This is a genomic window from Micromonospora profundi (assembly GCF_011927785.1).
Taxonomy (GTDB): Bacteria; Actinomycetota; Actinomycetes; order Mycobacteriales; family Micromonosporaceae; genus Micromonospora; species Micromonospora profundi.
This window is the reverse complement of sequence record NZ_JAATJK010000001.1, coordinates 3,222,298-3,247,591: the sequence shown is the minus strand read 5'-3', so window position 1 is coordinate 3,247,591 and position 25,294 is coordinate 3,222,298. Positions and strand designations below refer to the sequence as shown.

The 25,294-nt window shown below is 68.0% G+C and carries 21 protein-coding genes and 3 pseudogenes; 11 read left to right on the top strand and 13 right to left on the bottom strand.

Annotated features, from left to right (window positions below):
- Positions 1 to 109: 109 nt before the first annotated feature.
- The gene (locus F4558_RS14270; RefSeq protein ID WP_167944593.1) at positions 110 to 640 is read right to left on the bottom strand and encodes a GNAT family N-acetyltransferase; all 531 of its coding nucleotides are present in this window, start codon (positions 638 to 640) and stop codon (positions 110 to 112) included.
- 61 nt (positions 641 to 701) lie between these two features.
- On the bottom strand, positions 702 to 1,901 hold the full coding sequence (locus F4558_RS14265; RefSeq protein WP_167944591.1) for a helix-turn-helix domain-containing protein: 1,200 nt from the start codon (positions 1,899 to 1,901) through the stop codon (positions 702 to 704).
- Between the two features lie 556 nt (positions 1,902 to 2,457).
- Here F4558_RS14265 and F4558_RS14260 point away from each other — a divergent pair.
- The 7 genes from F4558_RS14260 (at position 2,458) to F4558_RS14230 (ending at position 9,669) form a co-directional block, all read left to right on the top strand.
- The gene (locus F4558_RS14260; protein WP_167944589.1) at positions 2,458 to 3,666 is read left to right on the top strand and encodes an FAD-binding oxidoreductase; all 1,209 of its coding nucleotides are present in this window, start codon (positions 2,458 to 2,460) and stop codon (positions 3,664 to 3,666) included.
- Entirely contained in the window at positions 3,663 to 4,355 is a 693-nt protein-coding gene (locus F4558_RS14255; protein WP_167944587.1) for an N-acetyltransferase, read from the top strand. The genes F4558_RS14260 and F4558_RS14255 overlap by 4 nt, the downstream gene beginning before the upstream one ends.
- 95 nt (positions 4,356 to 4,450) lie before the next feature.
- Complete coding sequence (locus F4558_RS14250) at positions 4,451 to 4,825, top strand: hypothetical protein (RefSeq protein ID WP_167944585.1); 375 nt, start codon at positions 4,451 to 4,453, stop codon at positions 4,823 to 4,825.
- A gap of 11 nt (positions 4,826 to 4,836) precedes the next feature.
- A complete protein-coding gene (locus F4558_RS14245) occupies positions 4,837 to 6,282 on the top strand; it encodes an APC family permease (protein WP_167947464.1) in 1,446 nt (481 codons plus the stop codon).
- A gap of 269 nt (positions 6,283 to 6,551) precedes the next feature.
- A complete protein-coding gene (locus tag F4558_RS14240; RefSeq protein ID WP_312877334.1) occupies positions 6,552 to 7,286 on the top strand; it encodes a hypothetical protein in 735 nt (244 codons plus the stop codon).
- Positions 7,283 to 8,488: a histidine decarboxylase gene (locus F4558_RS14235; protein ID WP_167944583.1), complete on the top strand. Its 1,206-nt coding sequence runs from the start codon at positions 7,283 to 7,285 to the stop codon at positions 8,486 to 8,488. Before F4558_RS14240 ends, F4558_RS14235 begins: the two co-directional genes overlap by 4 nt.
- A 44-nt stretch (positions 8,489 to 8,532) precedes the next feature.
- The gene (locus tag F4558_RS14230; protein ID WP_167944581.1) at positions 8,533 to 9,669 is read left to right on the top strand and encodes a histone deacetylase-like amidohydrolase; all 1,137 of its coding nucleotides are present in this window, start codon (positions 8,533 to 8,535) and stop codon (positions 9,667 to 9,669) included.
- Between the two features lie 427 nt (positions 9,670 to 10,096).
- Here F4558_RS14230 and F4558_RS14225 read toward each other — a convergent pair.
- The 9 genes and pseudogenes from F4558_RS14225 to F4558_RS14185 form a co-directional block, all read right to left on the bottom strand.
- Positions 10,097 to 11,220, bottom strand: a pseudogene (locus F4558_RS14225) (IS630 family transposase).
- A gap of 409 nt (positions 11,221 to 11,629) precedes the next feature.
- A complete protein-coding gene (locus F4558_RS14220) occupies positions 11,630 to 12,136 on the bottom strand; it encodes a hypothetical protein (RefSeq protein ID WP_167944579.1) in 507 nt (168 codons plus the stop codon).
- Positions 12,133 to 12,471 (bottom strand): PadR family transcriptional regulator, encoded by a 339-nt coding sequence (locus tag F4558_RS14215; protein ID WP_167944577.1) that lies wholly within the window; start codon positions 12,469 to 12,471, stop codon positions 12,133 to 12,135. The genes F4558_RS14220 and F4558_RS14215 overlap by 4 nt, the downstream gene beginning before the upstream one ends.
- 264 nt (positions 12,472 to 12,735) lie before the next feature.
- Positions 12,736 to 13,013: pseudogene (locus tag F4558_RS32175) on the bottom strand (DUF4158 domain-containing protein); the annotation flags it as partial.
- Positions 13,014 to 13,281: 268 nt separating this feature from the next.
- The gene (locus tag F4558_RS14205) at positions 13,282 to 14,091 is read right to left on the bottom strand and encodes a hypothetical protein (RefSeq protein ID WP_167944575.1); all 810 of its coding nucleotides are present in this window, start codon (positions 14,089 to 14,091) and stop codon (positions 13,282 to 13,284) included.
- A 14-nt stretch (positions 14,092 to 14,105) separates the two neighbouring features.
- Positions 14,106 to 14,699 carry an RNA polymerase sigma factor gene (locus F4558_RS14200; protein WP_167944573.1) on the bottom strand — a complete coding sequence of 198 codons (594 nt, stop codon included), beginning with the start codon at positions 14,697 to 14,699 and terminating at the stop codon, positions 14,106 to 14,108.
- Entirely contained in the window at positions 14,692 to 14,931 is a 240-nt protein-coding gene (locus F4558_RS14195) for a hypothetical protein (RefSeq protein WP_167944571.1), read from the bottom strand. The genes F4558_RS14200 and F4558_RS14195 overlap by 8 nt, the downstream gene beginning before the upstream one ends.
- An 816-nt stretch (positions 14,932 to 15,747) precedes the next feature.
- Complete coding sequence (locus F4558_RS14190) at positions 15,748 to 16,458, bottom strand: hypothetical protein (RefSeq protein ID WP_167944569.1); 711 nt, start codon at positions 16,456 to 16,458, stop codon at positions 15,748 to 15,750.
- Positions 16,459 to 16,544: 86 nt separating this feature from the next.
- Positions 16,545 to 17,264 (bottom strand): DUF6308 family protein, encoded by a 720-nt coding sequence (locus F4558_RS14185; RefSeq protein ID WP_167944567.1) that lies wholly within the window; start codon positions 17,262 to 17,264, stop codon positions 16,545 to 16,547.
- Positions 17,265 to 17,517: 253 nt separating this feature from the next.
- Here F4558_RS14185 and F4558_RS32170 point away from each other — a divergent pair, with 253 nt between their 5' ends.
- On the top strand, positions 17,518 to 18,870 hold the full coding sequence (locus F4558_RS32170) for an HNH endonuclease (RefSeq protein WP_209273294.1): 1,353 nt from the start codon (positions 17,518 to 17,520) through the stop codon (positions 18,868 to 18,870).
- A gap of 308 nt (positions 18,871 to 19,178) precedes the next feature.
- On the opposite strand, the gene F4558_RS14175 is transcribed toward F4558_RS32170, so the two are convergent.
- A protein-coding gene (locus tag F4558_RS14175; protein ID WP_167944566.1) for an IS3 family transposase occupies positions 19,179 to 20,347 on the bottom strand; the annotation gives its coding sequence in 2 pieces (ribosomal slippage) (positions 19,179 to 20,060 and positions 20,063 to 20,347; 1,167 coding nt in all).
- A gap of 1,172 nt (positions 20,348 to 21,519) precedes the next feature.
- Positions 21,520 to 22,674, bottom strand: a complete 1,155-nt coding sequence (locus F4558_RS14170; protein WP_376767519.1) for a tyrosine-type recombinase/integrase — start codon at positions 22,672 to 22,674, stop codon at positions 21,520 to 21,522.
- 142 nt (positions 22,675 to 22,816) lie between these two features.
- Between F4558_RS14170 and F4558_RS14165 the strand changes: the two genes are divergently transcribed.
- From F4558_RS14165 to F4558_RS14160, 3 genes and pseudogenes are all read left to right on the top strand, one after another.
- The gene (locus tag F4558_RS14165; protein WP_167942853.1) at positions 22,817 to 23,851 is read left to right on the top strand and encodes an HIRAN domain-containing protein; all 1,035 of its coding nucleotides are present in this window, start codon (positions 22,817 to 22,819) and stop codon (positions 23,849 to 23,851) included.
- A 132-nt stretch (positions 23,852 to 23,983) separates the two neighbouring features.
- Positions 23,984 to 24,310: pseudogene (locus tag F4558_RS32165) on the top strand (NAD(P)-dependent alcohol dehydrogenase); the annotation flags it as partial.
- 194 nt (positions 24,311 to 24,504) lie between these two features.
- Positions 24,505 to 25,290, top strand: coding sequence for a hypothetical protein (locus F4558_RS14160; protein ID WP_167944564.1), 786 nt, complete (start codon positions 24,505 to 24,507; stop codon positions 25,288 to 25,290).
- Positions 25,291 to 25,294: the final 4 nt, after the last annotated feature.

Below are 25,294 nucleotides of genomic sequence, written 5' to 3'. Positions count from 1 at the left end.
CTGAACGGCCGCCGCCTCGCGCGTCCCTTCGCCTGAGGTCGCAATTACTCCTTCAGGAACGTGGGGAAGCGGGGGACCCTCGCACCCTCGGCGCGGTTCCAACGGAGCGTCAGACGTCGACGACCGGCAGGGGCAGGACCAGAAGGTCCATGGGCGGCCCCCACGGGAGCACCGACGTCGCAACCTGTCTCCATCCGGCTCGTTCGTACATGGCTCGGGCGGGCGACCGGGGATCCGAAGCGAGGGTCGCCCAACGTTCGAGCCGGCCTGCGAGCAATCGCCGCATCAACTCCGAACCGACGCCCTCGCCCCGCCGCTCGGGATGCACGACCCACTCCATCACTGCGAACTTGTCCGCGCCGAGCACCTCGCGCGAGGGTTCCTGCTCGGCTCGGGACCACCAGGTGCCAGCGGGCATCGTCCAGCCGTACGCCGCTCCGATCAGATGCCCACCTTCACCCGCAGCAATCAACGTGAACCCGGGCCGGGCGGCTTCCCCGGGCAGGCCCTCGCGAAATCTGGCGACCTGCTCCGGCCCCTCGTTGTAGGGGGGCTCCGCATACACGAGGGCGTACAGGCTTTCGAGAGGACCGAAGAGATGGCTGGCGGTCGGGCCAGTGTGAGCGGTGTAGCTGAGCATGACCGGATGTTACGGGCCGATCCCTTTGCGGCAGCGCCGGCGAGTTGTGCTCGTGTGGCAGTCAGGACCGTACCCGGCTGAGCAGATCGTCGTATAGTGGCCGGCCTCGCTCGGGCTCGGGCACGGCTGCAGCGACTTGGCGGGCGACGCTACGAACTATTTCGTTGTGCTGTTCGGCCGGCAGCCCGTCCATCAGGTCGGCCGCAAGACGCAGCCCGTCCGGCACATGCCCATTGCGGATGAGCGCCGCCGCTTGGTGTAGCTGCACCTGAGTGCGTAGCCGCGTCTGCGACGCTGGATACAGCGTGAGCGCGCGGCCCTGCGCTTGCTCTGCCCTCCGGTAGTTGCCCGCGTGTGTGTACACCCACGACTCGGTGTGTCGAAGCCGGTGCTCTGGCCAGCCCCACAAGCTCTCTACGTCATCGACTACCGCCGCCGGGAGCCGCTCAACCATGCTCCCGAGCTGTTCCACCGTGCTGATCGCCTCCGCGTGCCTGCCGGCCAGAGAGAGTGACTGGGCCCGTCCGGCGAGCAGGCCACACGTCGCAGCGGTGGCTTGCCCGTGCAGCAGCGGCAGCACCTCGCTCGACAGCGACACCACTTGGTCAGCAGGCCGTCCGTCGTAACAGCCGTTCACTACGTCCCAGGCTCGCACGAGCACCTGGGTGTCCGGATCACCGGACTCGTCGGCGACCCGCTGCGCAGTTTGCCACCACCGGCGAGCCACCATCACCTGGCCGGACGCGACCAGCCCGAGAGCAATGATGACCGATAGTCGGCCGGCAGCCTGTAGCAGCAGAGGCCGGCGGTCGCCGCGATCGACGGCAATCTGATGCTGTAACACGGCCATATCGCGGCCCAGCTGGTCCATCACCCGGCTCTGCGGCTGCTGATAGTAGCTTCGGCCGTACGCGTCGACGATGTCAGTCCACTCGTCGTGCTCCACGTCGACGGCGGCGCCGAGGCCGTGCCGTAACGCTTCCAAACCGACGACCCGGTCCACAGTAGGCGCTGCGGCGAGCGCACTCATGGCTTGGAGAACGATGCGTCTGCGCATGTCGGTATCACCTGACTGCTCACGTCGGTATGCCTCTACCAGTACGCCCCCGGCCGCCAAGGCCCGCTCGCACGCGTCTGCCATTGCCTGAGTAGGCCGACGTTCCCCGCGCTCTACCTGCGAGATGTGGCTGTACTGGAACCTCACGAGGACTGCGAGATCTCGTAGCGACAAGCCGGCTGCCGTGCGGTGCTGCCTGAGCATGTGCCCGAAAGTTTCCACGTCGCCCCCAAGCGTTGTGTGCAGCTGCGTGTGCACACGGCGCACGCCTGCTGTCGGCCCAGTTTATCGACGACGCTACGTCCATCGGCAGACCCGACACGACGGAAATAGGCGCGGTAAGCGGTGGCCAGTACGACGAAGCGCATCGAACCCGATGTTCGTGTGGTGTCGGCATTTGCCTTGGCCAAGGACGGGTCAGAAACCCCGCTGAGAGGCACCGATCGCGGAGAAGGGTGGCGTGGAATGCGGAGGAGAAAATGGTTCCTTCCGGCCGACGATCGGTCGTTCGACCCGATCGGCGATGTTCCGCCCGAGCACGGAATTGCCAGGCCGTTGAGCCCGGTGATCGATGCCGGTTCGAAGGCAAAGCGGCCGACAGGCAGCTCCCGCAATCCCCACTCCGTCGGCGATCAGACTGCCCGTGAGCATGTCGGCTTTGGTTCTTGGGCATCGGCGAAGGGGCGTCGTGATTCGTTCATAGGCTCCTCGCGGTTGGCGCAGCCTCAGGGTGACCGTCGTCTGAGGAACGGTTGCCACGATGGCTAACCCGGAGGCATCGCTGGCGATGGCACTTGCTGTGCACAACCTGGCCGCAGATCACTTCTGGTCGTACATGGAGGACCGCAGCGTGCGGTTCCTTCCGCAACAACTTGCGCCGATGTTCTTCTCGACGCTCGGGCGTGTGGTGACGGGCCGGGGCGACCCGGCTGGTCGGCGGGCCGCTTTGGCGGTGTTGGGTCGGATGCACCGGCGTTTCGGGCTGTATCCGTACCACGGGACCGTTGTCGCGGCGGCGATGACGGACACGCTGCGGCGATTCTCGGGCACGAGCTGGGAGCCGGAGCTGGCGACCTACTGGGAGCGCGGTTGCCGACGAGCGATCCGTCTGGCGGAGAGGGCGGCAGAGGCCATGGGCGATGGTCCCCACGTGACGGTCGGCGAAGTTGTGGCATGCGACGCGGCGGCCGTTGACGTCGCAGTCTTGACCGTCCGGCCGATGCGGCGCCTTCGCTACCTACCTGGTCAGGCGATGCCGGTCTGCACACCTCGGCTGCCGGGTCAGTGGCGATGGTATTCGCCCGCCAACGCTCCTCGCTCAGACGGGACGGTGGACTTTCACATCCGGGCGCTCGCGGACGGCGCGGTTTCGCCCGTGCTGGTCGAGCGAGTGGCACCGGGGGAGCTGCTGTGGTTGGGACCGCCGTTCGATGTCGGGCTGTCGCTGGAGGCCGCCGGTGAGGCCGACCTGCTGCTGGCGGCGGGGGGCACCGGTCTTGCGCCGATGCGTGCGCTGGTGGAGCAGGTGGCTGCGGCGCCGATCAACCGGCGGGTGACCTTGGTCGTGGGCTCACGCACCCTCCTCGATCTTTACGACGCGGTGGCATTGAACGAGCTTCAGCAGGCGCATGCTGACTGGCTGACGGTGGTGTTGGCGTTCTCCGACGACCGTGACGTCGAACCGGCCGCGCAGGGCGACCTGCTCAGTGTGGCCCTGTACCACCATCGCCCAGGGCAGGCGTTCTACGTCTGCGGCTCACCGCGGTTGATCGAGGTCGCCCGGGAGCGCCTGCCCGTGGCAGGGGTCGCCCCCGACAGCCTGCACCTCGCCGCCACCTTCGAGCGCGCGCTCGATTCGGCGCTGTGGGTGTCCCGCCACCGGTCAGCACGCGCCGTGGAGTCCACGTTCGGGCTGCACACGGTGGCCGAAGGCACCGGCCCCGACCGCACACCGAGGGACGCGCCATGAAGCTGGTGGAAGCGGCGGTACGCCCCGCAGTCGAAGAGGACTTCCCGGCGCTGTCGACGGTCATCGCGGACGCGTTTGTCGCCTGGCCCATAGGAGCCTGGCTGGTTCCGGACGTGGCCCAGCGGCCGGCCCTCTTGCACCGCTATGCGCATCTCGTGCTGACACACGGGTTCGAGCACGGCCAGGTCGACACCACCGACGACCTGGCCGCTGTGACGGTCTGGTACAGGCGGCTGGAACCAGCCCCGCCGGCTGCGACGTGGATGTACGACCTGGATCGGCTCCTCGGGCCACACGCTCCCCGGTTCGCCCTGCTGCACGCCTACGTCGACGCGGTGCTGCCCCACACACCACACCACCACCTCGCGCATGTCGCGGCCCGCCCCGGGCGGGGCGGTGCCGCGAGAGCGTTGCTGGTCAGCCACCACCTGAGGCTGGATGCGGAGGGGTTGCCGGCGTACACGGAGATCAGCAGCACCCGTCCTCGGGAGGACCTGTTCGCCTGGCTCGGTTACGAGCCACGCTCACCGATCCTGCTGGAGCCGGGCGGCCCGGCGCTGTGGCGGATGTGGCGGCCTCAGCCAGGCGAGCGGCTAACCGGCGGACTACCGCGCCGGGTGCGCCTGCATCGCTCCGCGACGCCATTTCGAGGTCGGGCCGCAGCAGCGGCAGCACCTCGTTCTCCCTGACCGTCCGGTCTGTCGAGCACCACTTGTTGATCACCTGCCAGTGCTGACCTCACAGCAGTCCACCCTTGCACCCCTGATCGATGGAGGCACCCCTCATGCTGTCTGCTCTCACCCGATCCCTCTCCATCTCCCCACCAAGGCGGCTGAACGCCGGGCGGTGGTCGGCCCGGTTGCCCACCGCGCCTAGCGCCGCCGCAGGCGTGGGAGATGTGGCGTCGACGGAGTACGCGTGGGGGTACGCGGTTCGGCGGCAGTGGCCGGACGGCGCTCACGACCTGTTCGGGTTCACACCTCGGGCCGACCTTGCGCAGCGGCGGCTCGACCGGGACCGGGACTACTGGCGTAGCGGGCCGGTCAGGCCGACAGCGGTGTACCTCGTGGCCGCCAACGCCGCCGACGTGAACCGTCATCCGGTGAACGGCTGCCGCCGCTCTGGCTGCCCGGACTCCACGCAGCGGGGGCAGCGGTGAAGTCGAGGCACATGCAGGTGGCCCTCGCGCGGCGGACGCTGACTCCGTTCGGGTTGTGGGTGTTCGGGGCGGCGGCGTCGGCGCCCATGGTGGTGCTCGCCGGAGGCATCGTGGCCACCTATGCGACCAGGAAGGCGACGGCCCTGCCCCTGGTCTTCGTGCTGGTGGCGGGCACGGTCGCGGTGCTTGCGGTCGGGTACACCGCGATGGCCCGCCAGCTCGGCCATCCGGCGGCCTACTACGGCATCCTCGCCAACGGGCTCGGCCGTGGCTGGGGTGTCGCCGCCGGGCTGGTCGCCCTCGTGGCGTACAACGCCATCCAGACCAGCCTGTTCGGGCTGTTCGGGGCGACGATGGCCGCGCAGTTGGGCGGCGCGTGGTGGGTGTGGGCGGGCATCGCCCTGGCCGTGGTCGGGGTGTTGGGGGTGCGGGCCATCGTGCTGTCCACCCGGGTGCTGGCCGCCGTTCTGACGGTGTCGCTGCTGATCGTCGCGGCCTTCGTGCTGGCCGGTGTCGGACAGCCTGCGGCCGGTGGGCTGTCCTGGGAGGGCTTCGATGCCTCGGGACTGGCGGTCAGTGGCATCGGAGGTGCGGTCGCGTTCTGCGTGGCCGCGTTCATGGGAGTTGACGCCCCGGGCTCGTTCGTCGAAGAGGCCATCGACCGCCGGTCGGTCGGCCGGGCCACCATCGGGGGAGTGGTCGTCCTGGGCGGGGTCTATGCGCTCGCCGCGTGGGCGATGGGCGTGGCGGTCGGCCCCGGCTCCGTTGCCGAGGCGGCCGCCGACCCTGCAGCCGGGCTGCCGTTCGCGGTGTTGGAGCGTCTCGGCGGCTGGTGGATTCCCCTCGCGGAGCTGGTCCTGATCTTCGCGATCGTCACCTCGATGCTGGCCTTCCACAGCGTTGTCGCCCGGTACGTGTTCGCGATGGCCCGCGAAGGTGTCCTGCCCGCCGGCCTGGCGCAAACCGGCAGCGCGATGAGGGTCAGCGCGCCGCGCGGCGGGTCGCTGACGCAGACCGGCACTGCAACCGTGGTGGTGGGCGCGTTCGCGCTGGCCGGCGCTGACCCGATCGCGGTGATGTTCACCTGGCTGTCGACGCTGGGAGCGATGGGCCTGCTGTGCCTGCTGCTGGCCGCCTCGGTGGCCGCGATGACGGCCCCGGCCAGCGTGCGCGGCCCGCAGGCCGGTGCGTGGGAGTGGCGGCTCGCCCCCGCCTTGGGCGTGCTCGGCGGCTCGGTGGTGCTGGCCCTGATGGTGGGCAACGTCGGTTCCCTGCTCGGTGCCACCCCCGGGTCGATGTATCCGTTCTTCCTGCCCGCGATCCTCGCCGCCACTGCCGTCGTGGGCGGGGTGTGGGCCGGACACCTACGGCAGGCCCGGCCGGAGGTCTACGCCGGCATCGGCCGCGGCAGCCCGAAGACACACGCCGTCCCCGACGCCATCAACATCTCGATCTGAAGGGCGCGACGATGATGACCCACGCTGCGGTACCGCCTCCGGGCAGGCATTACGACGTCGACGCTGTCAACTCGGGCTGGCGGCCGGATCTCTCATCGGCAGCACCGCCCGCCGGCCCGCCGGGATCTGCGGCCCAGGTGCCGCCGCCGGGTTACCGGGAGGCTCGTGTGCCACCCGTCTACCCGCGACCGCCTGAAGCCAAGGTCCCACCGCCACCGCTTCTGCCCGCGCCCTCGTCGGCGTTCGAGCATGTGCCGGTCGGTGATGGGGTGCCGCCGGAGGTCCGCCGCTGGGCTGACCTTCGCAAGCAGGTCGCCTACCGGTGCAAGCGGATCAACACCGGCCACATGGTGGAGGCGGATCAGCGTTTCGGGCAACGCCACGCGATCGGCCCGCACGGGGTGGTGTTGTTCTTCGTCTCTGACGCTCCGACCGAGCCGTACGGCTACCAGCTGCATACCGCCTACCGGCTGTGGCTGGCCTCCCCAGAAGCCGACGACCTTCCCCGGCTGCTCGCCGACCTCGCCGAGGTGGCCAGCGAGAACATCGCGCGCGCGGCCTCCACACGGCGCCGCTGGCATCCCCTTGGGCCGGACGGCTCGATGGTCAACGGCGGCGACATGAGCCTGCCCAACGGGTCCACCTACGTCGGCGTGGGCGTCAGCACCCTCGACTCCGACCAGGGCCGCTGGTACCAGCTCGCCCACACACTGCGAGACCTGCCAGCCACCAGCCGCCGCCTGTCCGTCTTCGACCTCAAAGGCCAGTGCTACGTGCTGCTGACCGACGGCACTGCGATGCACATCGACCGCGACCCGCACGCACGTCTCGGCGTGGACGGCATCCGCTGCAACCGGACCCTCGACCCGGACCGGGTCACCTACTTCAACCGGCACGAGAACCTGACCAAGGACTGCGACGATGCCACCCGGCACGTATGGCGGCAGCTGGGCGCGCTAAACCACACCCTCACCACCCACCTGCACTCCGGGCGGCCGGTGTGACCCACACCCTGAACCTTGCCGACGCCGTGGACCTCGGCCGTGCCCCGATCGACGTCGCAGCTGCCCTCGACCACCTCGTCCGCGAGGCCGACGCCGCCGCGGCCACGAGCATCGGGTTTCCCGGCGCAGTGGACCTCGACCACAGCGAAGTCCTGGCGCGCCTCGGCAACCGCCTGTGGAACAACATCGGCGACCCGGCCGACACGGGTGGAACCGCACACACACGAGTGCTGGAGCGGGCCGTCATCACCTGGCTCGCCGACATCCTCGCCATGCCAACCGACGACCGTTGGGGCTACGTGACCACCGGCGGCACGGAGGGCAACCTGTCCGCCCTCCACGCCGCCTACCGACGCCACCCCACAGCCCGGATCTACCACTCGAGCGCCGCGCACTACTCGATTCCCAAAACCGTCGGACTGCTCGGCGCGCGGGGAGTCCTCGTCGACGCCCGCACCGACGGGGAGATGGACTACGCGCATCTAGCCGCGCAGCTCCGCACCCGGCGCCGCTGGCCCGCCATCGTCGTGGCCACCGCCGGCACCACCATGACCGAGGCGGTCGACGACACCGCCCTCATCCGCGCCGTCCTGGACGAGCACACCGATGGCGGACACCTGCACGTCGACGCAGCCCTGTCCGGCATCCCCCTCGCCCTCGACGGGCGGCTGCGCCTCGACGACGCCGGCGGCATCGACAGCATCGCCATCAGCGGCCACAAATTCCTCGGCGTGCCGACACCGTGCGGAGTCGTCCTCATCCGCGACCACCTGCGCACCCACCACCGCCACGTCCCCTACACCGCCACCGTCGACACCACGATCACCGGCTCGCGGTGCGGCCTGGCCGCCGCGCTGCTATGGCACGCCATCGCCACCCACGGCCGGGAAGGACACCGCTGGCGGACCACCCACGCCCGCCGACTCGCGGCCTACACCGTCGAGCAGCTCACCGCCGTCGGCTGGCCCGCCTGGCGACACCCGCACGCCTTCACCGTCGTCCTGCCCACCCCACCCGAGCAGGTACGCAAGAAGTGGCTGCTCGCCACCGACGGCGACACCAGCCACCTCATCTGTATGCCCGGCATCACCCACGGCCAGATCGACGCCTTCGTCGCCGACCTCACCGCCGCCGCACCGCCACGGTCGATCCCACGGCCCCGGCCCGGGACCGCAGCACCGGTCAGCACCTCAGCGCGCTGACGATCCTGCCTGAGCTCCCCTACCGACCAACGGAGGCAATCACCATGAGCACCGGCTACGTCTTCCACCCCGAATACCTCTGGCACGACACCGGCACCAGCGCCGGCCTGCTGCCCGCCCACCCGACCGCCGGCATCCAACCCGCCGTGCACATCGAGAACCCCGAAGCCAAACGACGCGCCCACGAACTCATCCACGCCTCCGGGCTCCTCGCTGAGCTGGTGGTCATCGAGCCCCGGCGTGCCACCGTGACGGAACTCCTGCGCGTGCACACCGGCGAGCATCTCCAGCACATCAAGGCCCAGAGCGAGCTGCGCGGGGGAGGGGACGCCGGGGACGGCTTCTCCCCGGTCGGTCACGGCAGCTACGACATCGCCCGCCTCGCGGCCGGCGGCCTGATCGAACTCGTCACCGCCGTCGCCCAGGGCGACATCACCAACGGGTACGCGCTGACCCGCCCGCCCGGACACCACGCCACCGCCGACTCCGGGATCGGCTTCTGCCTGTTCAACGCCATCGCCATCGCTGCACGCCACGCACAGGCCGAACTCGGCCTTGCGCGGATCGCGGTCGTGGATTGGGACGCCCACCACGGCAACGGCACTCAGTCGATCTTCTACACCGACCCGACCGTGCTCACCATCTCCCTGCACCAAGCCGGCTGCTTCCCACCCGACTCCGGCTGGACCCACGAGAACGGCGCTGGCGACGGACTTGGCTACGCCCTCAACCTCCCACTACCGCCCGGCAGCGGCCACGCCGCCTACCTCCACGCCATGACCGAGGTCGTCCTGCCCGCCCTGGACCGCTTCGCGCCGGACCTGATCCTGCTCGCGAACGGCTTTGACGCGGGCGTGTTCGACCCCATGGCGAGACAGATGCTCACCTCCGCCTCGTACCGCGAGATGACCCGGCTGCTCACCGACGCGGCCGGCCGGCTCTGCCACGGGCGGCTCGTCGCCGCTCACGAAGGCGGATACAGCCCCTTCTACACCCCCTACTGCGTCCTGGCGTTCCTCGAAGAACTCGCCGGCACCACCACCCACGTCACCGACCCGCTGGCCGCCGTCGTCGCCAGCTACGCCGCCGAGCCGCTCACGCCCCAGCAGCAGGCCGTGATCAACGAGGCTACCCAACTTGTGGCTGGGATCCGCACCGCTGCCTCTCCGGCCACTCGCTGACCGCAACGCCTTGTCTAACCGGCGTTGCTGCCCTAGCCGTATCCACATCGACATCAGAGGACTGAGGTGGTGCGGAGTGATTACCGCCCACCTGGCCCACCTTGTCGGTAACCCTATGGCGCGGTCAGCGGTCCCGCTCACTGTGTCCGAACCTTGAGCGGCCCAGGTGATGACCTGCTTCTGCAGCGGATCCTTGCATGCCTCGGAGGGAAGTGGGTGACCTACTCGACCGGATGCCGTGCTCGACCTGATCGCCCATTGCGTTTGGTAGTGCGGGCACGTTCGGTCGGCGGTGCACGGCGTCGCGTTCACGGACCAGCAAGCCGGACTATCGTCCGGCGGCTCGCCGTGCCGCAGTGGCGCAGTTTGGCGGTGTCGCCGAACTGTCCCGCTAGTGCCGTGACCACGAACGTTGACGGTGTTGGGGTCAGGCTGCTCGGGTGGTGGGTTGGCCCCAGTGTCGTAGTCGTTCGCTGCGGATGCGGGCGCGTTCTCGGCGTTGGGCGGCCAGGACGTCGGGGTGGCGGGCGTTGGTGTTGCGCCAGCGTAGGTAGGTCTGCAGCCGCCGGGTTAGGACGGTGTGGTTGGGGTGGTTCGAGCCGGCGATGACGAAGGTGCGTAGCGGTCCGAACTGGGCCTCGATCGGGTTGGCCCAGGAGGCGTAGGTCGGGGTGAAGCAGAGCTCGACTTTCTTGCGGGCCGCCCCCACCTGCGGATCTTCGAGCCTTTGTGGGCCGAGAGGTTGTCCAGGATCACGTAGATCGGTGCACCGTCCGGGCGGGCGGCGCGGATCGACTTGAGCGCGGCGAGGGTGTTCGCGGTGCTCTTGCGCCGCCGGACGACGCCCCAGAGTTGGTCGTCGCCGACGGAGTAGCAGCCGTGGAACTGCCGGACCCCGTGCAGCTTGTGATAGTTCGCGGGCAGCCGGCGGGGATGGCCTGCCGGCGCCCAACCGGCACCTGCCTGCGGCCGGATCACCAGGGGTCCGAACTCGTCGAAGGCGAACACTCGCTGCGGGAAGTGGCTGCTGACGTACTCGATTCGGGCGAGTTTGGCGTTCCGGTCAGGGTTGGTGGACTCCTTCCACGTCTTGGCCCGCTGGAAGGTGATCTTGTTTGGTGCAGAATCTGCCGCAGCCGTTCCCGACCGATACGGATCCGGCGGTCGGCATCCGAGCTCAGGTGGTCGGCGAGCTTGCGTACGCTCGCTCCAGCGGGTGAACGGCCGCCCCAGCTTCTCGGGGCGGGTGCTGGCCGTCTCGACGATGAACTGTTCCTCGTCAGGACTGATCTAGCGGGGACGGCCACCCGCCCACCGAGGGTCCAAGCAGGCCATCCCCATCTCGTTGAATCGGTGGATGACCTGCCGAATCGTGTCTTCATCGGCTTGGACGAGGCGGGCGATCGCCGGCACAGTGTTGCCGCCAGCCGAGGCGAGCACGACCATCGCCAGACGTAGGCGGATCGGGGAACCGGTTCCCCGGCGGGTGATTCTGAGCAGCTGCTGACCTTCCTGATCACTGAGCCGCCGCACGCGTACAGGTTCTGCCACCGCTACAGCCTGGCCGCCCCGACGCCGCCCAGCCGACAGGCCCCACGGCGTGTCATCCAACACCGCGAACGTTCGTGGTCAGAGCACTAGGCGGCAGACGACGAAGGGCCCCCACTCGCACACAACATCAGGGGGCATGCACGCGTGACGCGCCTCTGCCGCGCGTGCCTAGCCCTGCTTCCTCAGTCACCTCGTCAAGGCAATATGGTGCCTGCGAAAGAGACTGTCGAAGAAGGCAGGTGGTGCGTGGGGAGCGGCCTGGTCAAGGTGGGCGGAGCCGAAGTGGGTGGCGTACGCGGTCTAGCAGGGCATGGCCCGGGAGGCGGCCGAGGAGTGGACCATCCCGCAGCTCGCCGCCTGCGACTACGACACCCCGTTCGGGGCCGAGCGGCAGGCGTGAGCGCTGGATCTACTTCAACCCGTGCCTGCGGCGGCGTCGCCGGAGAACCACGAGGCCGGCGATGACCGCAGGGCCAGCAACAAAAAGGCCCAGGACCCAGAGGTTGAAGCCCACGGGGTCGAACATGTAGGTGAGGGCGATGAAGGTCGCGCTGCTGGACACGGCAAGCATGAGTAAAACCCTGCCCAGCGGGACAGCGCTGCGGGCCTCTTGTATTTCCACCGAGGCCAGTTCCCGCCGGACGGCGAACTTGATCGCAGTAGCCGTCCGGGGTGCGGCCCTCCCCGCAGCGCCAATCGCGAACTGGACGGCAGTGGCCAGCTTGAACAGCTTGCCGGGGCGTTCCTCGACGATGGCGGTCCACTCCTCGGCGTACCCGGCCGCGATCTCCGGATCGGTGGTCCAGTGGTAGGCCGCCCACCGGACCAGGCGGCGAGCCGCCCACGGCGACAGGTCGGTCATCTCGTTGACCGCCAGCCCGAAAACGAAGCTGGCGATGATCTCCCAGTGGTTCACGCCTCGCACCAGCCGAAGGCGAGACGGGTGCGCGCCGTCGACACGGGTTTGGGCTGCCGGGCGGCGATCAGCGCGCGGGCGCTGGTCGCGCCGTGTGGGGTGAGCTTGTAGTACCGGCGGCGGGGCTTGCCCGGCTCGGTGTTGGCGTCGTCCTCCCACCGGGAGGTCACCCACTTCGACTCGGCGAGCCGTTCGAGGATCTTGTAGACGGTGGGACCGCCCTTCCCGGTCGCCTTCATGATCGCCCAACCGTGCAGCTCGTGGTCGTCTGCGTCGAGGAGGGCGTTGAGGACGGCCAGGAGTGGCCCGGTGATGCGCACAGGTCCATCCGACATGGACTTAACGATACTAGGTGAAATAAGATCCGTGTACCTGTCGACCAGGGGGGTGAGTCCATGGCCCGGGTCATGTGGAACCCCAGCGAAGAAGAGCGGCTACTGCACTCCGAGACCGGGCCGCTCGGCCGGGGCATGGCCCGCAACGGCGAACGCGTCGCCGCCGAACAGCGCCGCACCGCCCCGTCTCCCCAGGCGGCTCTTACGGCCGCGAACCCGGGTACATGCGCGAGCGCCGGCTTGGGTGTGCTGCACTGGGGCACTGCGCCGCTGCGCTGCCCGAAGGGAAGCCAGCATCCCGCCGAGCTCCGCCCGCTGCATACCGTCCACCACGGCGTCCGGAGCAAACGCCACCTCGCCGGGTACGAACCCGAGCCACGGCGGCGAGCACAGCTGGACCGCCACACCCAGCACGTTGCGGCCCTACGGAAATTGCACACGGACACCTTGTCCGCACCTGGCAACGTGAAGTACCGGATCAGCTCCGCCCTGTTGATCTCCGGGAAGTCCCGAAGCCGAGCCAGTTCCTCCGCCGAGAACACGTCCTGAGTCGCCGCCGCGAACTCACCGCCTGAGCATCGACGATCACCAAACGGACGGCGCGCTAGGCCTCTATACAGAGCTTGATGAACCCTCAGTTCTTACCGTTGTTTTGGGGGCTGGAACTACGGGCGGGCCCGTTGGCCGGGCCGCGCCTGGCCCGCGGGCCAGCCGGTACGTACGGCTCGACTGGTGAGCGGAACACCCACGAGGTTGTCGAGGCCGAATGACCGGGGCAGGCCGGGCGGGGACATGCCCCCGCCCGGCCGGTCATTGCAGCATGTCGACCAGATCATCCGACGGGTCGAACAATCTTGCAACGGCCACGCGTAGGTCGGCGGCCTCGCGGGTCAATGAAGATAGGCGATCCACGGAGATTTCTACCGTTGGTAGAGGTAGGTCACGCTCACCCGGCTCGCTGAGTTCCCGTTGAATCCATAGGCACGCAGATCGAGCACCGTCCACTACGCGAACCGCGTGGTCGCGGGTAACCATTCGGTCCTCAATGCGACGCGCAAGCCTCTGCAGGTTCTTGACCGAGATGTGCCCAGACGAAATGGCCTGGACGTACCTGAAGATCGATCCACGGTCGCACTGCTCCTCCAACTCGAGCAAGGCATCCTCCATGGTGTCGGCCAGAAGCTCAATCCGGTGGACAGTGCTCGCCGAGTTGAAGGACTGCGTCACGAGGTGCAGCTGGTAGGCCGCGTCGACGGGTTCGGTAAAGACCTTCGCCTGGCCAATCCCGCCGTCGGCCACAACGATGTCTACGTCGTCCGCCGCCCCGTAGTCGGCCCTGCGCACCCAACCGTCCCAACGATCGGCAGGTGGACCGACGATATCCGCCAGACCCTTCTCGACGTCGAATGTTCCCGGCTGGACCTTGATGGTCCTGCCGTAGCGGTCAGCGAGCAGAATCTCCTGGAGCCCTGCCTCGACGTCCCACGTCTGGTCAAGGCGTCGCTCGATCTCGCTGAGGGCCTCGTGGCCAGCCGCATCATCGTCCCAGCGCGTCATCGGCGACTTGGGCTCGGGCGCACCGGGGCGGCTGTTCGGCGCTCCCGCGTCCCGGTCGTTCATGTCCACCCCCTTGCTCACTGGTCCGAGTCCTGACCGTGCATGATCTTGGCAATCTTGCGTCTCGCCTTCCAGAGGCTGCTCCGCACGGCCTCCGGCGTCATCTTGAGTTCGGCGGCGATTTCGGCGGGCTCATACTCCTCATAAGCCCACAGGAGCACCTGGCGCTGGCGCGGCGGGAGCGTCTGCAGGGCAGCCATGAAGTCCTGCAGGGTGTCCGACACAGCGGTAGCGCAGGTATCACCCTTGCGTGGGATCCGATCCTCGATGTCCTCCACCGGGAGCATCTCGCCCCGGGATAAGCGCTCAACGCACAGCCGGGAGGCGGTCCGCCGGGCCCAGGCCCGCGGGTGCTCGATGGTGGGCCACCTCTCGTACGCGAGGCGCATCGTGTCCTGCGCGACGTCGTAGGCGTCGGCGTCGGACACCCAACCGTGGAGGATCAGCCAGGACGCCAGGTGGGTCAAGAACCCCCTGTAGAAGGCGCTGAACTCGTCGCGGATCTGGTCCTGCTCGCACGGGACGAGATCGCGCAGCGGTGCATTCGGGGTCGAACGGACCATCCAATAGGAGGGTTCGGGTTCGGCCCGCTCGGTTGTCTTGTCATCCACGACGGTTCCCGCTGCCCGCAGCGGTGGGCACCGTCAGGGTGATGCACGACCCGTCGGCGCGTTGGTCGCGTAGCCGGCCGCCGCCGGGCAGGGCCTCGGCGATCGCGATGAGCGAGTCACCCCGCGCCTTCTCGTGGTGTACGCGCCACCGGGCGCGGATCCACAGTGCCAGCAGCCCGGTGAGGCTGGTGAGCACGGCGGCCGTGAGTCCGCCCCAGCTGAATACGTCCACTGATGTCTCGCTCTTCTCGTCGGGCCGCGCTGTTGCGTGGTCGCTGGTAGGTAGAGGGCAAAGCCGGGGTCAGCGTGAACCGCCGGTTTCATGATTTTCTTGAGGAGGCCGCTGGCCGTGGGGGTGTCTGTGGTCTCCACAACAACTCAACCAGGCCCGCGCCGACCTCGCTCGCACTGATCGCGCCAGTGGCAAGCGGTGGGCGCCGACCTGGCCGAGGAGTTGTGATCGTCGAGGCATGCGGTCCGGAACACATCTGCGCGCGCCGCGTTCAGCCAGGCTGTTGCGCGCGGACCACCCGCCGCTAAAACCACGGCGCGCAGGCCCTCGACCGGGCGCCGGCCTACACCCTCGCCGCCTAGACTTCTAGGCTCCGCGCGGGCGGATGCTGGCCCGCTGGACTGATCCGCGTATCACGAGTGTCGCCCGATACGCCTCACATGACCTGACAGGCTCCGATCCGGGGGGTCGCCCGTCGGACAGCCATGCCAGGCTGGTCACGCCGTCGCGGTGGACGCCGATCACCTTGCCCTGCTCGTCGTCCACTCCCCAGACCCGCACAGTCGGTCGTCGGAGCAGGAAGCGAGCCGCAGGCGTCCGGAGGCCGAGGCCAACCCGCGGACCCGCCTTTCGTGGCCGTTCAGCAACCGTGGCCGGTTGGTGCCGATGAGGTCCAGACGCGGACGGTCCAATCGGCGGAGCAGGTCACATCATCCTTGATCTTCTCGATCGTTCCCGTGACAACAACCGGCCAGGACGTCCGAGCCGAGGGGCAAGATCGATGCTGGGCTGGGCTGGCTATCGTACGGCTTGTGGCTATCGAGCGACAGCGGTAGCTGGTGGATCGATGATCCGATCTTGACGCCGGACGACGAAGGTCTGGGCGGGCAGGGACTGCCAGTTCTGCGGCGAGCCCTTGGTCGACGTCGTCCACCCGAGCTTGCGGTCATGTACCGCCTCCAGGAACCTCGTCCAGAACTCCTGGTAGGCCAATGCTCGTTCGCTTGCCGTGGTGTCGCCCTTGGCGATCGCCTTGACCTTTTTGCCCCAGTCGTTCGGCTGCACGACCAGGCGCATGAGGGGCGCCGGCACCGACTCGCCGATGCGTACCGCACTGATCTCAATACCGAAGAACCGCGTGTTCTCGTCCGTATGGGTGTTGAGCCAGTCCAACGCGGCCCGATGCTCCTCGCGAAACTCGGTCGCGATCCACACCACGTTAACCGGATCCGTCCCACCGGCGTAGGTCAGCAACTGACCCAGGTGTCCGTGATCTGTCCTCGTCAGCTGGTTCTCGATGATCACCGCCTCGTTCGTCGCCTCATCGACGCCGATCAGGTCCAACGAGAACCCGCCCACCGGGTGTTCCGCTGACGACAGCGCCAAGTCCATGCCGAGCAGCTCGCCGAGCACGTCCGCGTTCGCCAGCAACCACGGCGTGAAGGTGTGCGCCTCGTGCTTCCAGACTTGCCGCACGTCGAGTAGTTCGAGCCTGCCGAGCGTGGGCAGTCCCTCGCCGGCATCCACAAGGTCATATCGCCGACCGTATCGGCCTGAGGCCGGTCCTGACGCCTCATGACCACCTTATTGGTGTGGCGTCGCAGGGTCGACCGTCACGAAGCCGCTGAAGCCCCTCGGTCCGGCATCCAGGCGAGGATGTCCAGCAGGCGTACGTCCGACAGGCGATCCGCCGCCTCGGCGACCAGTGGATCGTCGTGGTCGCGTGCGGCGCCCCGCAACAACGCGAGGCCTTCGGCGGCCCGCAGCAGATCCGTGCGGTATGCCGCCCAGTAGGCCCGCCGCGGTGGTGCGTGCCGGCTGCCTGCCTGCTGCAGTTCACGTGCCGCGACCTCGGCGGCTCGGCGGTACTGCCGCAGCATTGCGCTGTCGAGGATGAGGAACAGGCCAGGCCGCACCAGGTGTAAGGCCTTGCTCACCTTCGCGTGCCCGAGCCCTCGCGGACGATCCTGGAAAAAGTGCTGGTACAACCGGAGCGCACAGTCGTAGTGGCCGTCGTCGAGCATCGGGTCGGCATCGCGGAGGTGGGCGTTGAGCGGGACGTCGTCCCAGGGCGCGGTCTCGCTCAACCGGAGCAGGTGGCGTTCCTGCTCCCGACTAATTCTGCTGCCCATGTACGGTGCGCGAGTTACCTTGATGAGCTTCGGCGTCAGCACGGGGCGCGTGCCGGCTAGCCAGTCGTAGGCGCGGACCGTGCGGGCATGCCGTTTGCAGTAGTCGACGAAGACGCCGAGCGGGTCGTTCACCGGTCGACCGGCGACCTCGATCGCGGCCACTGTGGCACCTGCTTCCTGATCACTCGGCGGAGTCTCCATCAGTTCCCAGCCTGCTTCCGTCCAACAAGCCGTGACAACCTCCCGGGCGGCCACCGAGAGGAGCGCTCGGGTGACGACAGCCACCCGAGCGGGTCGTTCCGCGTCGGCTGTTGGTCCCGTTCTGATCCCCGGCTTTCGCCGGTGGCAGCGTGTTCGTCAGCGCATTTACTAGCATCACCATTCCTTCATCGCCCACTTGGGGCGCTCGGGTCGTTGGCCTCAGGGCCGGGACGAGGAGTCGGCGAAGCATATGGTGGCCAGCAGCAAAGACCAGTTCGAGCGGCTGAGCGAGAGCGGGTACTACTCCGCCGTGGTCGAGGCGAATCGGGCGTACCTGGACGTCGCGGTGCCCAACCCGGTCGGCACGGAGCGGGAGTACTGGACCCTTTCCTGCCTGCCGAACACCAAGAGCAGCCCGCGTCGGCTGTCCGCGGTGTGCATGCGAACGATGGAGACGTTCGTTCTGCACCAACCGCTCGATCCGGAGAACCATGACGTAGCCGAGGGGTTCGTCGTCGTCCGGCGGTCCGTGCTCCGCCGGCACTGGCCGACCGGCCGGGCCCTGGCCCGGGAGTTCCCGGGCCTCACCGAGGTGCGGTCGGACTACCGGGACGCGGGACCGGACCAGGCTCGGGTGTGCGGTCCGTACGACCAGTTGGTAGCGGCGCTCGCCGACGAGCGCTTCGCTGTCGCAGTCCGGCACCTGACCTCCGCCCTCCTCACCGCGCGGACCATGCAGGGCGCCGGGCACAGCAACCGGCTCGTCGACGAGGTGCTGGGCCGCGCGCGCCCGGACGCCGATTGGATCTATCCGGTAAACGACCGGACCGAGATGTGGGGCTACGACCAAGACGTACCGGAGATGTTTGGGAGCCTGCCAGCCGACGGCGCATACGACGACTGGCACCTCTCCTCCTGCTTCCATCAGATCCGGGCCGGGGACCGCATCTGGGTCTACGCCAGCACCCCGCACCGGCGGATCGTGGCCGCTGGGACCGCCTGGGCTGACCCGTACCTCCGCGCCGACGGCGACGGTTCGGAATGGCGGCTGGAGATCCGCTGGGAGGTGCCCCTGACCCGTTTCCTGCTCAGACGCGGCGTGGCGGGGACAGACGTCTTGGAGAAGGTCGTGCAGGGCGTTCGCGCCATGCAGCCGGTGGAGGCGGACCGCCTGGCCAAGATCCTGGACAACGCGAGGGCGCCCGAACCCGAGGGACTACCAGAGGGCCGCCGTCGGCGGCTGGCGCAGGTGACCGCCCGACAGGGACAGGCCGACTTCCGTCGCCGGCTCATCGAGGCGTACCAGGGCCGCTGTGCGATCAGCGGGTGCGGCGTGGAGGCAGCGCTGCAGGCCGCGCACATCGAGCCGTACGACGGGCCGGCCACCAACCGGGTTTCCAACGGCCTTTTACTCCGAGCTGACCTACACAACCTCTTCGACCAAGGGCTGCTCTGGATCGACGACTCGTACCGCGTCCAGATTGCGGAAGGACTCGACCACTACGGCGAGTTCGCCGGGGTCGAACTGCCGCCGACGGCGGATCCCGCGCACCGGCCGGACCAGCGGGCGTTGGCGGCGCACCGCCGCGACCACGGCGGTGAGTGACGATTTCCGCAGCCGACCGACGCCGAAGGGTGCGGTCGATCGCGGGGCGGTACTTACGAGGGGCACACACAAGGAGCCTCCTGTTCAGGGCCTGTCAAGCCATGATCAGGCTCCGGGCTACCGGAGGAACCTCAAAGGGGCCCGTGCATGTATCGCCGGGATAGCCGTCCGCACTCGTACATCTAACCCACACTGGAGGCGCGCGTGAGCTACGAAATGCCACCGAGACCGGAGTATGAGTTCTACGAGACGGTACAGCCTCCGGAAATATCGTGGGGGTCTGCTGCGCCGATAGGTGACAGTTTCAGTCACGCGGCCTGACTGGCCGGTGGGGTCATGATGGTCTCGTAGTCGATAGGGGTCAACCGGGACAGAGAGTGTTGTCGTCGGCGGCGGTGGTAGGTCCGTTCGATCCAGGTCACGATCGCGGTTCTCAACTGCTGCCGGGTGGCCCAGTGGCGCCGGTCGAGGACGTTGTTCTGCAGCAGGCCGAAGAACGATTCCATGGCGGCGTTGTCGCCGGCGGCGCCGACTCTGCCCATCGACCCGATCATGTGATGCTGGTGCAGGGCGCGGACGAGCTTCCGGCTGCGAAACTGCGACCCGCGGTCGGTGTGTAGCACGCAGCCGGCCACTCGGCTGCGTCGGGCTACGGCGTTGTGCAACGCGGTGACGGCCAGCCGGGACTTCATCCGTGAGTCGATGCAGTAGCCGACGATCCGGTTCGACCACACGTCCTTGATCGCGCACAGGTAGAGCTTGCCCTCGCCGGTGCGATGTTCGGTGATGTCGGCCAGCCACAACCGGTTCGGGCCGTCGGCGGTGAAGTCTCGTTTCACGAGGTCGTCGTGAACCGGCGGGCCGACCTTGCGGCCCTTGCCGCGCCTCTTGCGCTTGCCGAAGGCGCTCCACCAGCCGTTGTCCGAGCAGATCTTCCACGCGGTGCGCTCCGCCATCGCCTGTCCGGCGGTGCGGGCCTCATCGACCAGGAACCGGTACCCGAACTCCGAGTCATCGCGGTGGGCGTCCACCAGGGCGTTCGCGCGGTAAGCGGCAACGAGTTCGGCGTCGCCGACGGGCCGGGCGAGCCACCGGTAGTAGGGCTGACGAGCGATCTTCAATACCCGGCACGTCACCGCCACGGGGACCCCGTCGGCGGCCAGCTCGCTCACGAGCGGGTAGAGCCTTTTCCCGGCAGGTTCGCCTGCGACAGGTAGGCCGCAGCCCGGCGCAGGACCTCGTTCTCCTGCTCCAGCAGCTTGATCCGCTTGCGGGCCTCCCGCAGCTCGGCAGACTCGCTGCCACTGACACCGGGCTTGGTTCCAGCGTCAACGTCAGCCTGACGCAACCACTTGAACAAGGTCATCGGGTGCACCCCGAAGTCCTTCGCGATCTGCTCGACCGTCACGCCCGGATCACGGTCACGGGCCACCCGCACGACATCGTCGCGGAACTCACGAGGGTAGGGCTTGGGCACAGCAACATCCTTCCAGCCCGCCACCAAGGCAAGCCATCTCAGATGTCACCTATCGGTGCAGCAGACCCTGGCGCCGCGCCCAGCGCGCGCTTGCCGCAGCAACAAGCACACAGCACTTCCTGACGATTCCGGGATGGCGGGCGCACTTCACAGAGCATGCGGGAGGATGGGAGGAGCCCGAGATCGAAGCGCGGCCCCTTATGGGGGAGCACCAGAACGAGCGACGTGTGCGGAGATTGCGTTCGACGCGCCCGCATGGAGTGGACGGCGAGGGCGCGCCCTGGTACGTCGGAGTGCTGTATCCCGCTCCGAGGGATCCCATCTACGAGTACGACGACCTCGTGGGCATTGTGACTTGGGTGGGTCATGTCGCCTGTCTACTGCCCGGTGGCGGGCGACTGATGCGTCCCGTCGTTGAGCGGCTCGCTCAACACTCTCGCCATTATCTCGTACCCGTGTTGGCCGACAATCCGGACGAGCTTTATGTCTTCCTACCCATCCGAAGGAGCATCCGGAAGCAGCGAAGCGAACTCGGTGTACCGGAGCCGGAGCCCAGCCCTCGCGTCCTCGATGAATATCCAAACGGTGACCGCCTCATCGGTGTACCGATCCCTCGCGCGGCAGACCTTTATGATGCCGGCACACCACCAGTGCATGGCTTGGCAGCTAAGCCGGCTCCCTCCGCTCGCATCGCCCACGTCGAACTCGGCAGTCAGTTGCGCGTTGAAAGGGTCGGCAACCGCTGGACGGTCAATGACGGTCAAGGGTCACTCGGCTATCTCCGCTGGAGAGGAGGAAATATGCCGGCCGAGGGCACTCTTCACGTCCGAAAAGTCGTCGTTGATAGGCGCGGCAGGGTGAAGGATATCCGCGGCTTTGTAGAGCCCGTCGAAGGCGGACCAAGCCTGGCGCAAGGCTAATCATCGCGTGTACACAAGATCGTAAGGCGAGAACGAGGCTCCCGTGAGCCGATCACCGGCCCGAATGAGCACGATGACCGCCACAATCGCGCGGCTTCGCCTGGCGAGGAGACATGCCGTCCCCGACACCCGCGACAGCGCACTCATCTATCGCCTCGATCTCTACAGTGTGGTTGCGGGTGTACGGCAGGGGAGGGACAGCCGTGGGCATCTGCGTTGTGTGCCGGGAGGATCAGCGCACGATTGTGATCATCAGCTTCTGGGGCGTCCCGCACGGTGCCGGCTTTCTCTCGTGCGGCCTGCTGTTGTTGGTGACGATGCCGCAGTGCGGCGACGCAGATCGCCGGCAGCGGTAGGGGAGCGTCGGACTCTTCGGTCTTGGTGTTTCGGTGTAGCAGTTGGCCGCGTACCCGTTGGAGCTGCTTGTCGATGACGAGGCTTTTGTCGTGGTTGTCGCGGCAGTGCTCGCGAACTTTCGCCGTGGGTGGTGCACGGCTTCTGCCAGCCGTCCCAGTTGATGTGCTCCCAGGTGAGGCCGCGAACTTCGCCCTTGCGTAAGCCGAGCACGAGGACTAGGACGTAGGCGGCGTAGCGGTAATCGTCGTCGTCGCGGGAGGCTTCCAGGAATGCCCGAGCTTCCTCACTGCTCCACGATTTGCCCTTGCGGTTGCGGATCGGTGGGAGCTTCACCAGGGCTGCGACGTTCTTTGCGACCAGTTCCTCCACTTCGGCTTGGGAGAGCGCCGAGCGGAGGACAGCGCGGATTCCCTTGACGGTGCGAGCCGCTGGGAGGTCCTGGCAGCACCGGCCGACCGCGCAGCACTTGCGGTTCTTCGGTGGCCGGCGTTCGTCTTTCCCCTGGGCGCAGCACTGGCAGGTCTTTGCGGCCTTGTTGAGCCAGGTCTGAACGTCTCGTACCGACAGCCGCCCGTCGAGTCGCTTAGTGCCGATGCCGGGAACGATGTAGAGGCGGCTCAGCGTCTCGTACGTGGCGTAGGTCAGCGGAGCGAGGTTCGGCTCTACGACCTCCGCGAGCCAGTAGGTCATGTAGCTCGCCACCGTGGGGACGTTGGTGGCGACTGGGCCGGCCTTGGCTTGCTGGTGCAGCTTCACCCACTTTGACGTCAGCGTCATCACGCTGCTGGCCTGGTCCGGGGGAACCTGGCTCGCCGACAGGCCTTTCGGCGGGCCGTCGCCCGCAGTCGCGCAGTTGCTGTCCCCGCTGCTGCGCGGCCCCACCCTCGCCGGTGCCGACGAAACCTCGAATGCAGCACACCAGTGCCAAGGCAGGTCTGGCGACCCGGCCCTGTTCTTCTCACAGCCCTTGTCATCGCCGCGGGACTCGTAGATATGCGAGCACGGCGGTGACGTCACTGCCCACGGCACGGTTGCTAGCTTGTCGCGCACCTCGGCAACGTGTCTCGGCGAGGGTCTACATAACGTCAGCCTCGATACAGGGTCCGATCGGCCCGGAGGTCTGTGCTGCTGGCGTTGCCTTCAAGCCATACGGGTAGTCACTTAGGTTGCCCGGAATGGCTACCTTGTCTGCATGTCGATCCCGCTTGATCTTTGGGGCCAGCGCGGTTGGGCCAGCGTCGACGTGGCTGGCGAGTCGCACTACCGACGCACGATTCGTGGACTGTTTGGCAAGGATTTTAAGGCGAGCGGCACCGAGGTCGTACTGACGGCCCACCTGATACCCGAGCCGCGCAACAAGCACGATCGCAACGCAGTCGGCGTCTGGGTGGGCGGTGCCCAGGTTGGCTACCTACCGCGCGAGGATGCGGTCCGGTACGCGCCAGTTCTCTCGGGACTCACGGCCCAAGGCTGGCTACCGCAGGTCTCTGCGACGGTATGGGGCTCGGAGTGGTCCGACTATGACGGCAAACCGGGCACGTTCCAAGGGTCCGTCCGGTTGGACCTCGCCGAACCACACATGCTTGTCCCAGCCAACATGCCGCCGAGTGGCGATTGCCGGATGTTGCCGACCGGCAACGCGATCCAGGTGACGGGCGAGGAGAAGTACCTGGGTAGCCTGGCGCCCTTCCTGCGGCCCGAGGGCGAATGCTGGGTGCACGTCAGCCTTCACGAGATCGTCGAGCAGTTGGCACGTAGTACCCGGACGGTAGTGGAGGTCCGTATCGACGGTGCTTGCGTCGGGCAGCTCACTCCGAAGATGAGCAGTGAGCTTTTGCCGGCAATGCGGCACCTCGAGCAGCAAGGCGCCACCGCGGCGGCCCGGGCCGTCGTACAGGGCAACAGAATCAAGACCGAGGTAGTCCTCTACGTCGCGCGAGCACATGAACTCCCCGAGAGCTGGCTCGGCGACACCGCTTCGTCTCGACCCACCGCCGCCCCGTTGGTTCCCGTGGCCGATCCAGGCGATCAGTCGGCTCCGGTCATCCCGGCAGCGCCGCGAGCACACGGCCCGATCCCTCCACCACCGAGCGGAATCAAGTTCGAGGTTCCCCCTGGTTGGCCGTCACCGCCCGAAGGCTGGATCCCGCCAGCCGGCTGGCAACCGGACCCGAGCTGGCCAGTCGCGCCGGATGGGTGGCGATGGTGGATCCCGGTCTGGAAGTGAAGGCGGGCGGATGGTGGCGTCGCTTTGCAGGCTCCGAGCGAGGGCCGATATACAGCAGCGAAGTCCAGCAAACGCCAGCCGCCGAGCCGTACTGCAGCAGCTCAACAATCTTGACAGGTTCCGTGCCGCCACGTACGGCACCACTCACTCACCGCGCTCCGGCGGGCAGTGGTTCCGACCGATACCCTGGTGCTTCCCGGGGGCGGCGTCACAGCGGCGGGAGCCTCATCGGACCGATCTGGCTACTCGCGCGGCGGCTGCTGGCACCTTCGTTCGACACCGCAGCGTCACTTCTCACCACGGCACCCAGCCGGCAACACCTCGACACGCTCCGCACCCACGCCGAGACCGACAGCCTCACCCCGATAATCGACCGGATCTGTCGGTCCCACGACGTTGCCCGAATCCATCCGGTACCTCGAAACCGAACAGCCGCGGGCCAAAGTGGTCATCATCTGACGCAGAGGCTGGGACCGCAGGACGTCGGCCGATAGCGGCCGTCAGCCTTTGGCGAGCACGGCTCGCGTCTGAGGTAGCGCTTGATGCCTGGTCATCTGCCCTTCCGGGGGCCGAAGGTGATGGGTGTCCTCGTCACCATCGGCGCCACAAAGCTGGGAATTGCTGGAACGTGCTGGAATATGTATGGTGATCCCGTGACCTCCTCCGCCGAAGCCCTTGAACGCCGCATAGACGAGATGCGCGCCGCCGTCCGCAAGGCAGTAGTCGCCGGGGAACGGGGGCGCGCCAAGGTGCTGCGCGGTGAGCTGCGCAAGGCCGAGCGGCAGTGGGAGGAGGCGCTCGACGAGCTCGCCGAGCAGCCCGTTGCGGTCCGCCGGCAGACCGGCCCGCTGCTGCCGCTGCGTGAGCAGGTCCACCAGGCGCTGACCCTGCTGGGTGCGCCCGCCGCACCGAAGCTGATCATCGCCGTGCACGAAGCGTTCCACGTCGGCGAGATGATCCCGGCGCGGCTCACCAGCCTGCGCCGCGACGAGGAAAGGTCCTTCCGGTCGGCGCCGCATGCCCGGCCGTACTATCTTTGCGCTGCCCTGACAGCCGACCTGCTCGCCCCGGCCCGCGGCCTGCTGGCCGTCTCTACCTGGCCGATGGCCACCCGCGTGATCGGGCCGCTGAGCCCACGCGTTGATTTCCTCACCTCAGCCATCCGCCTAGCCGAACATCTGGACCGGATCCCCGATCCCGGTCCGCAAGCCCGGCGGCTGCTGTGGCGGTTCGCCGCCAACATCCCCGGTGCCGCCGCCAGCGCCGACGCGATGACCGCCGCGGCCCTCGCTGAGGCGGCTGCGGCCGAGCTCGAGATCCACCGGGACGCCGACCGGTCGCACCGCGAAGCGGCCGCGAAGCGGGCCGGCGAGCAGCTCGACGACGTGGAGCAGCTCTTCGGCAGCCGGCTGCGGAGTGTCTCCGCGACCAGCTCCTGACCCC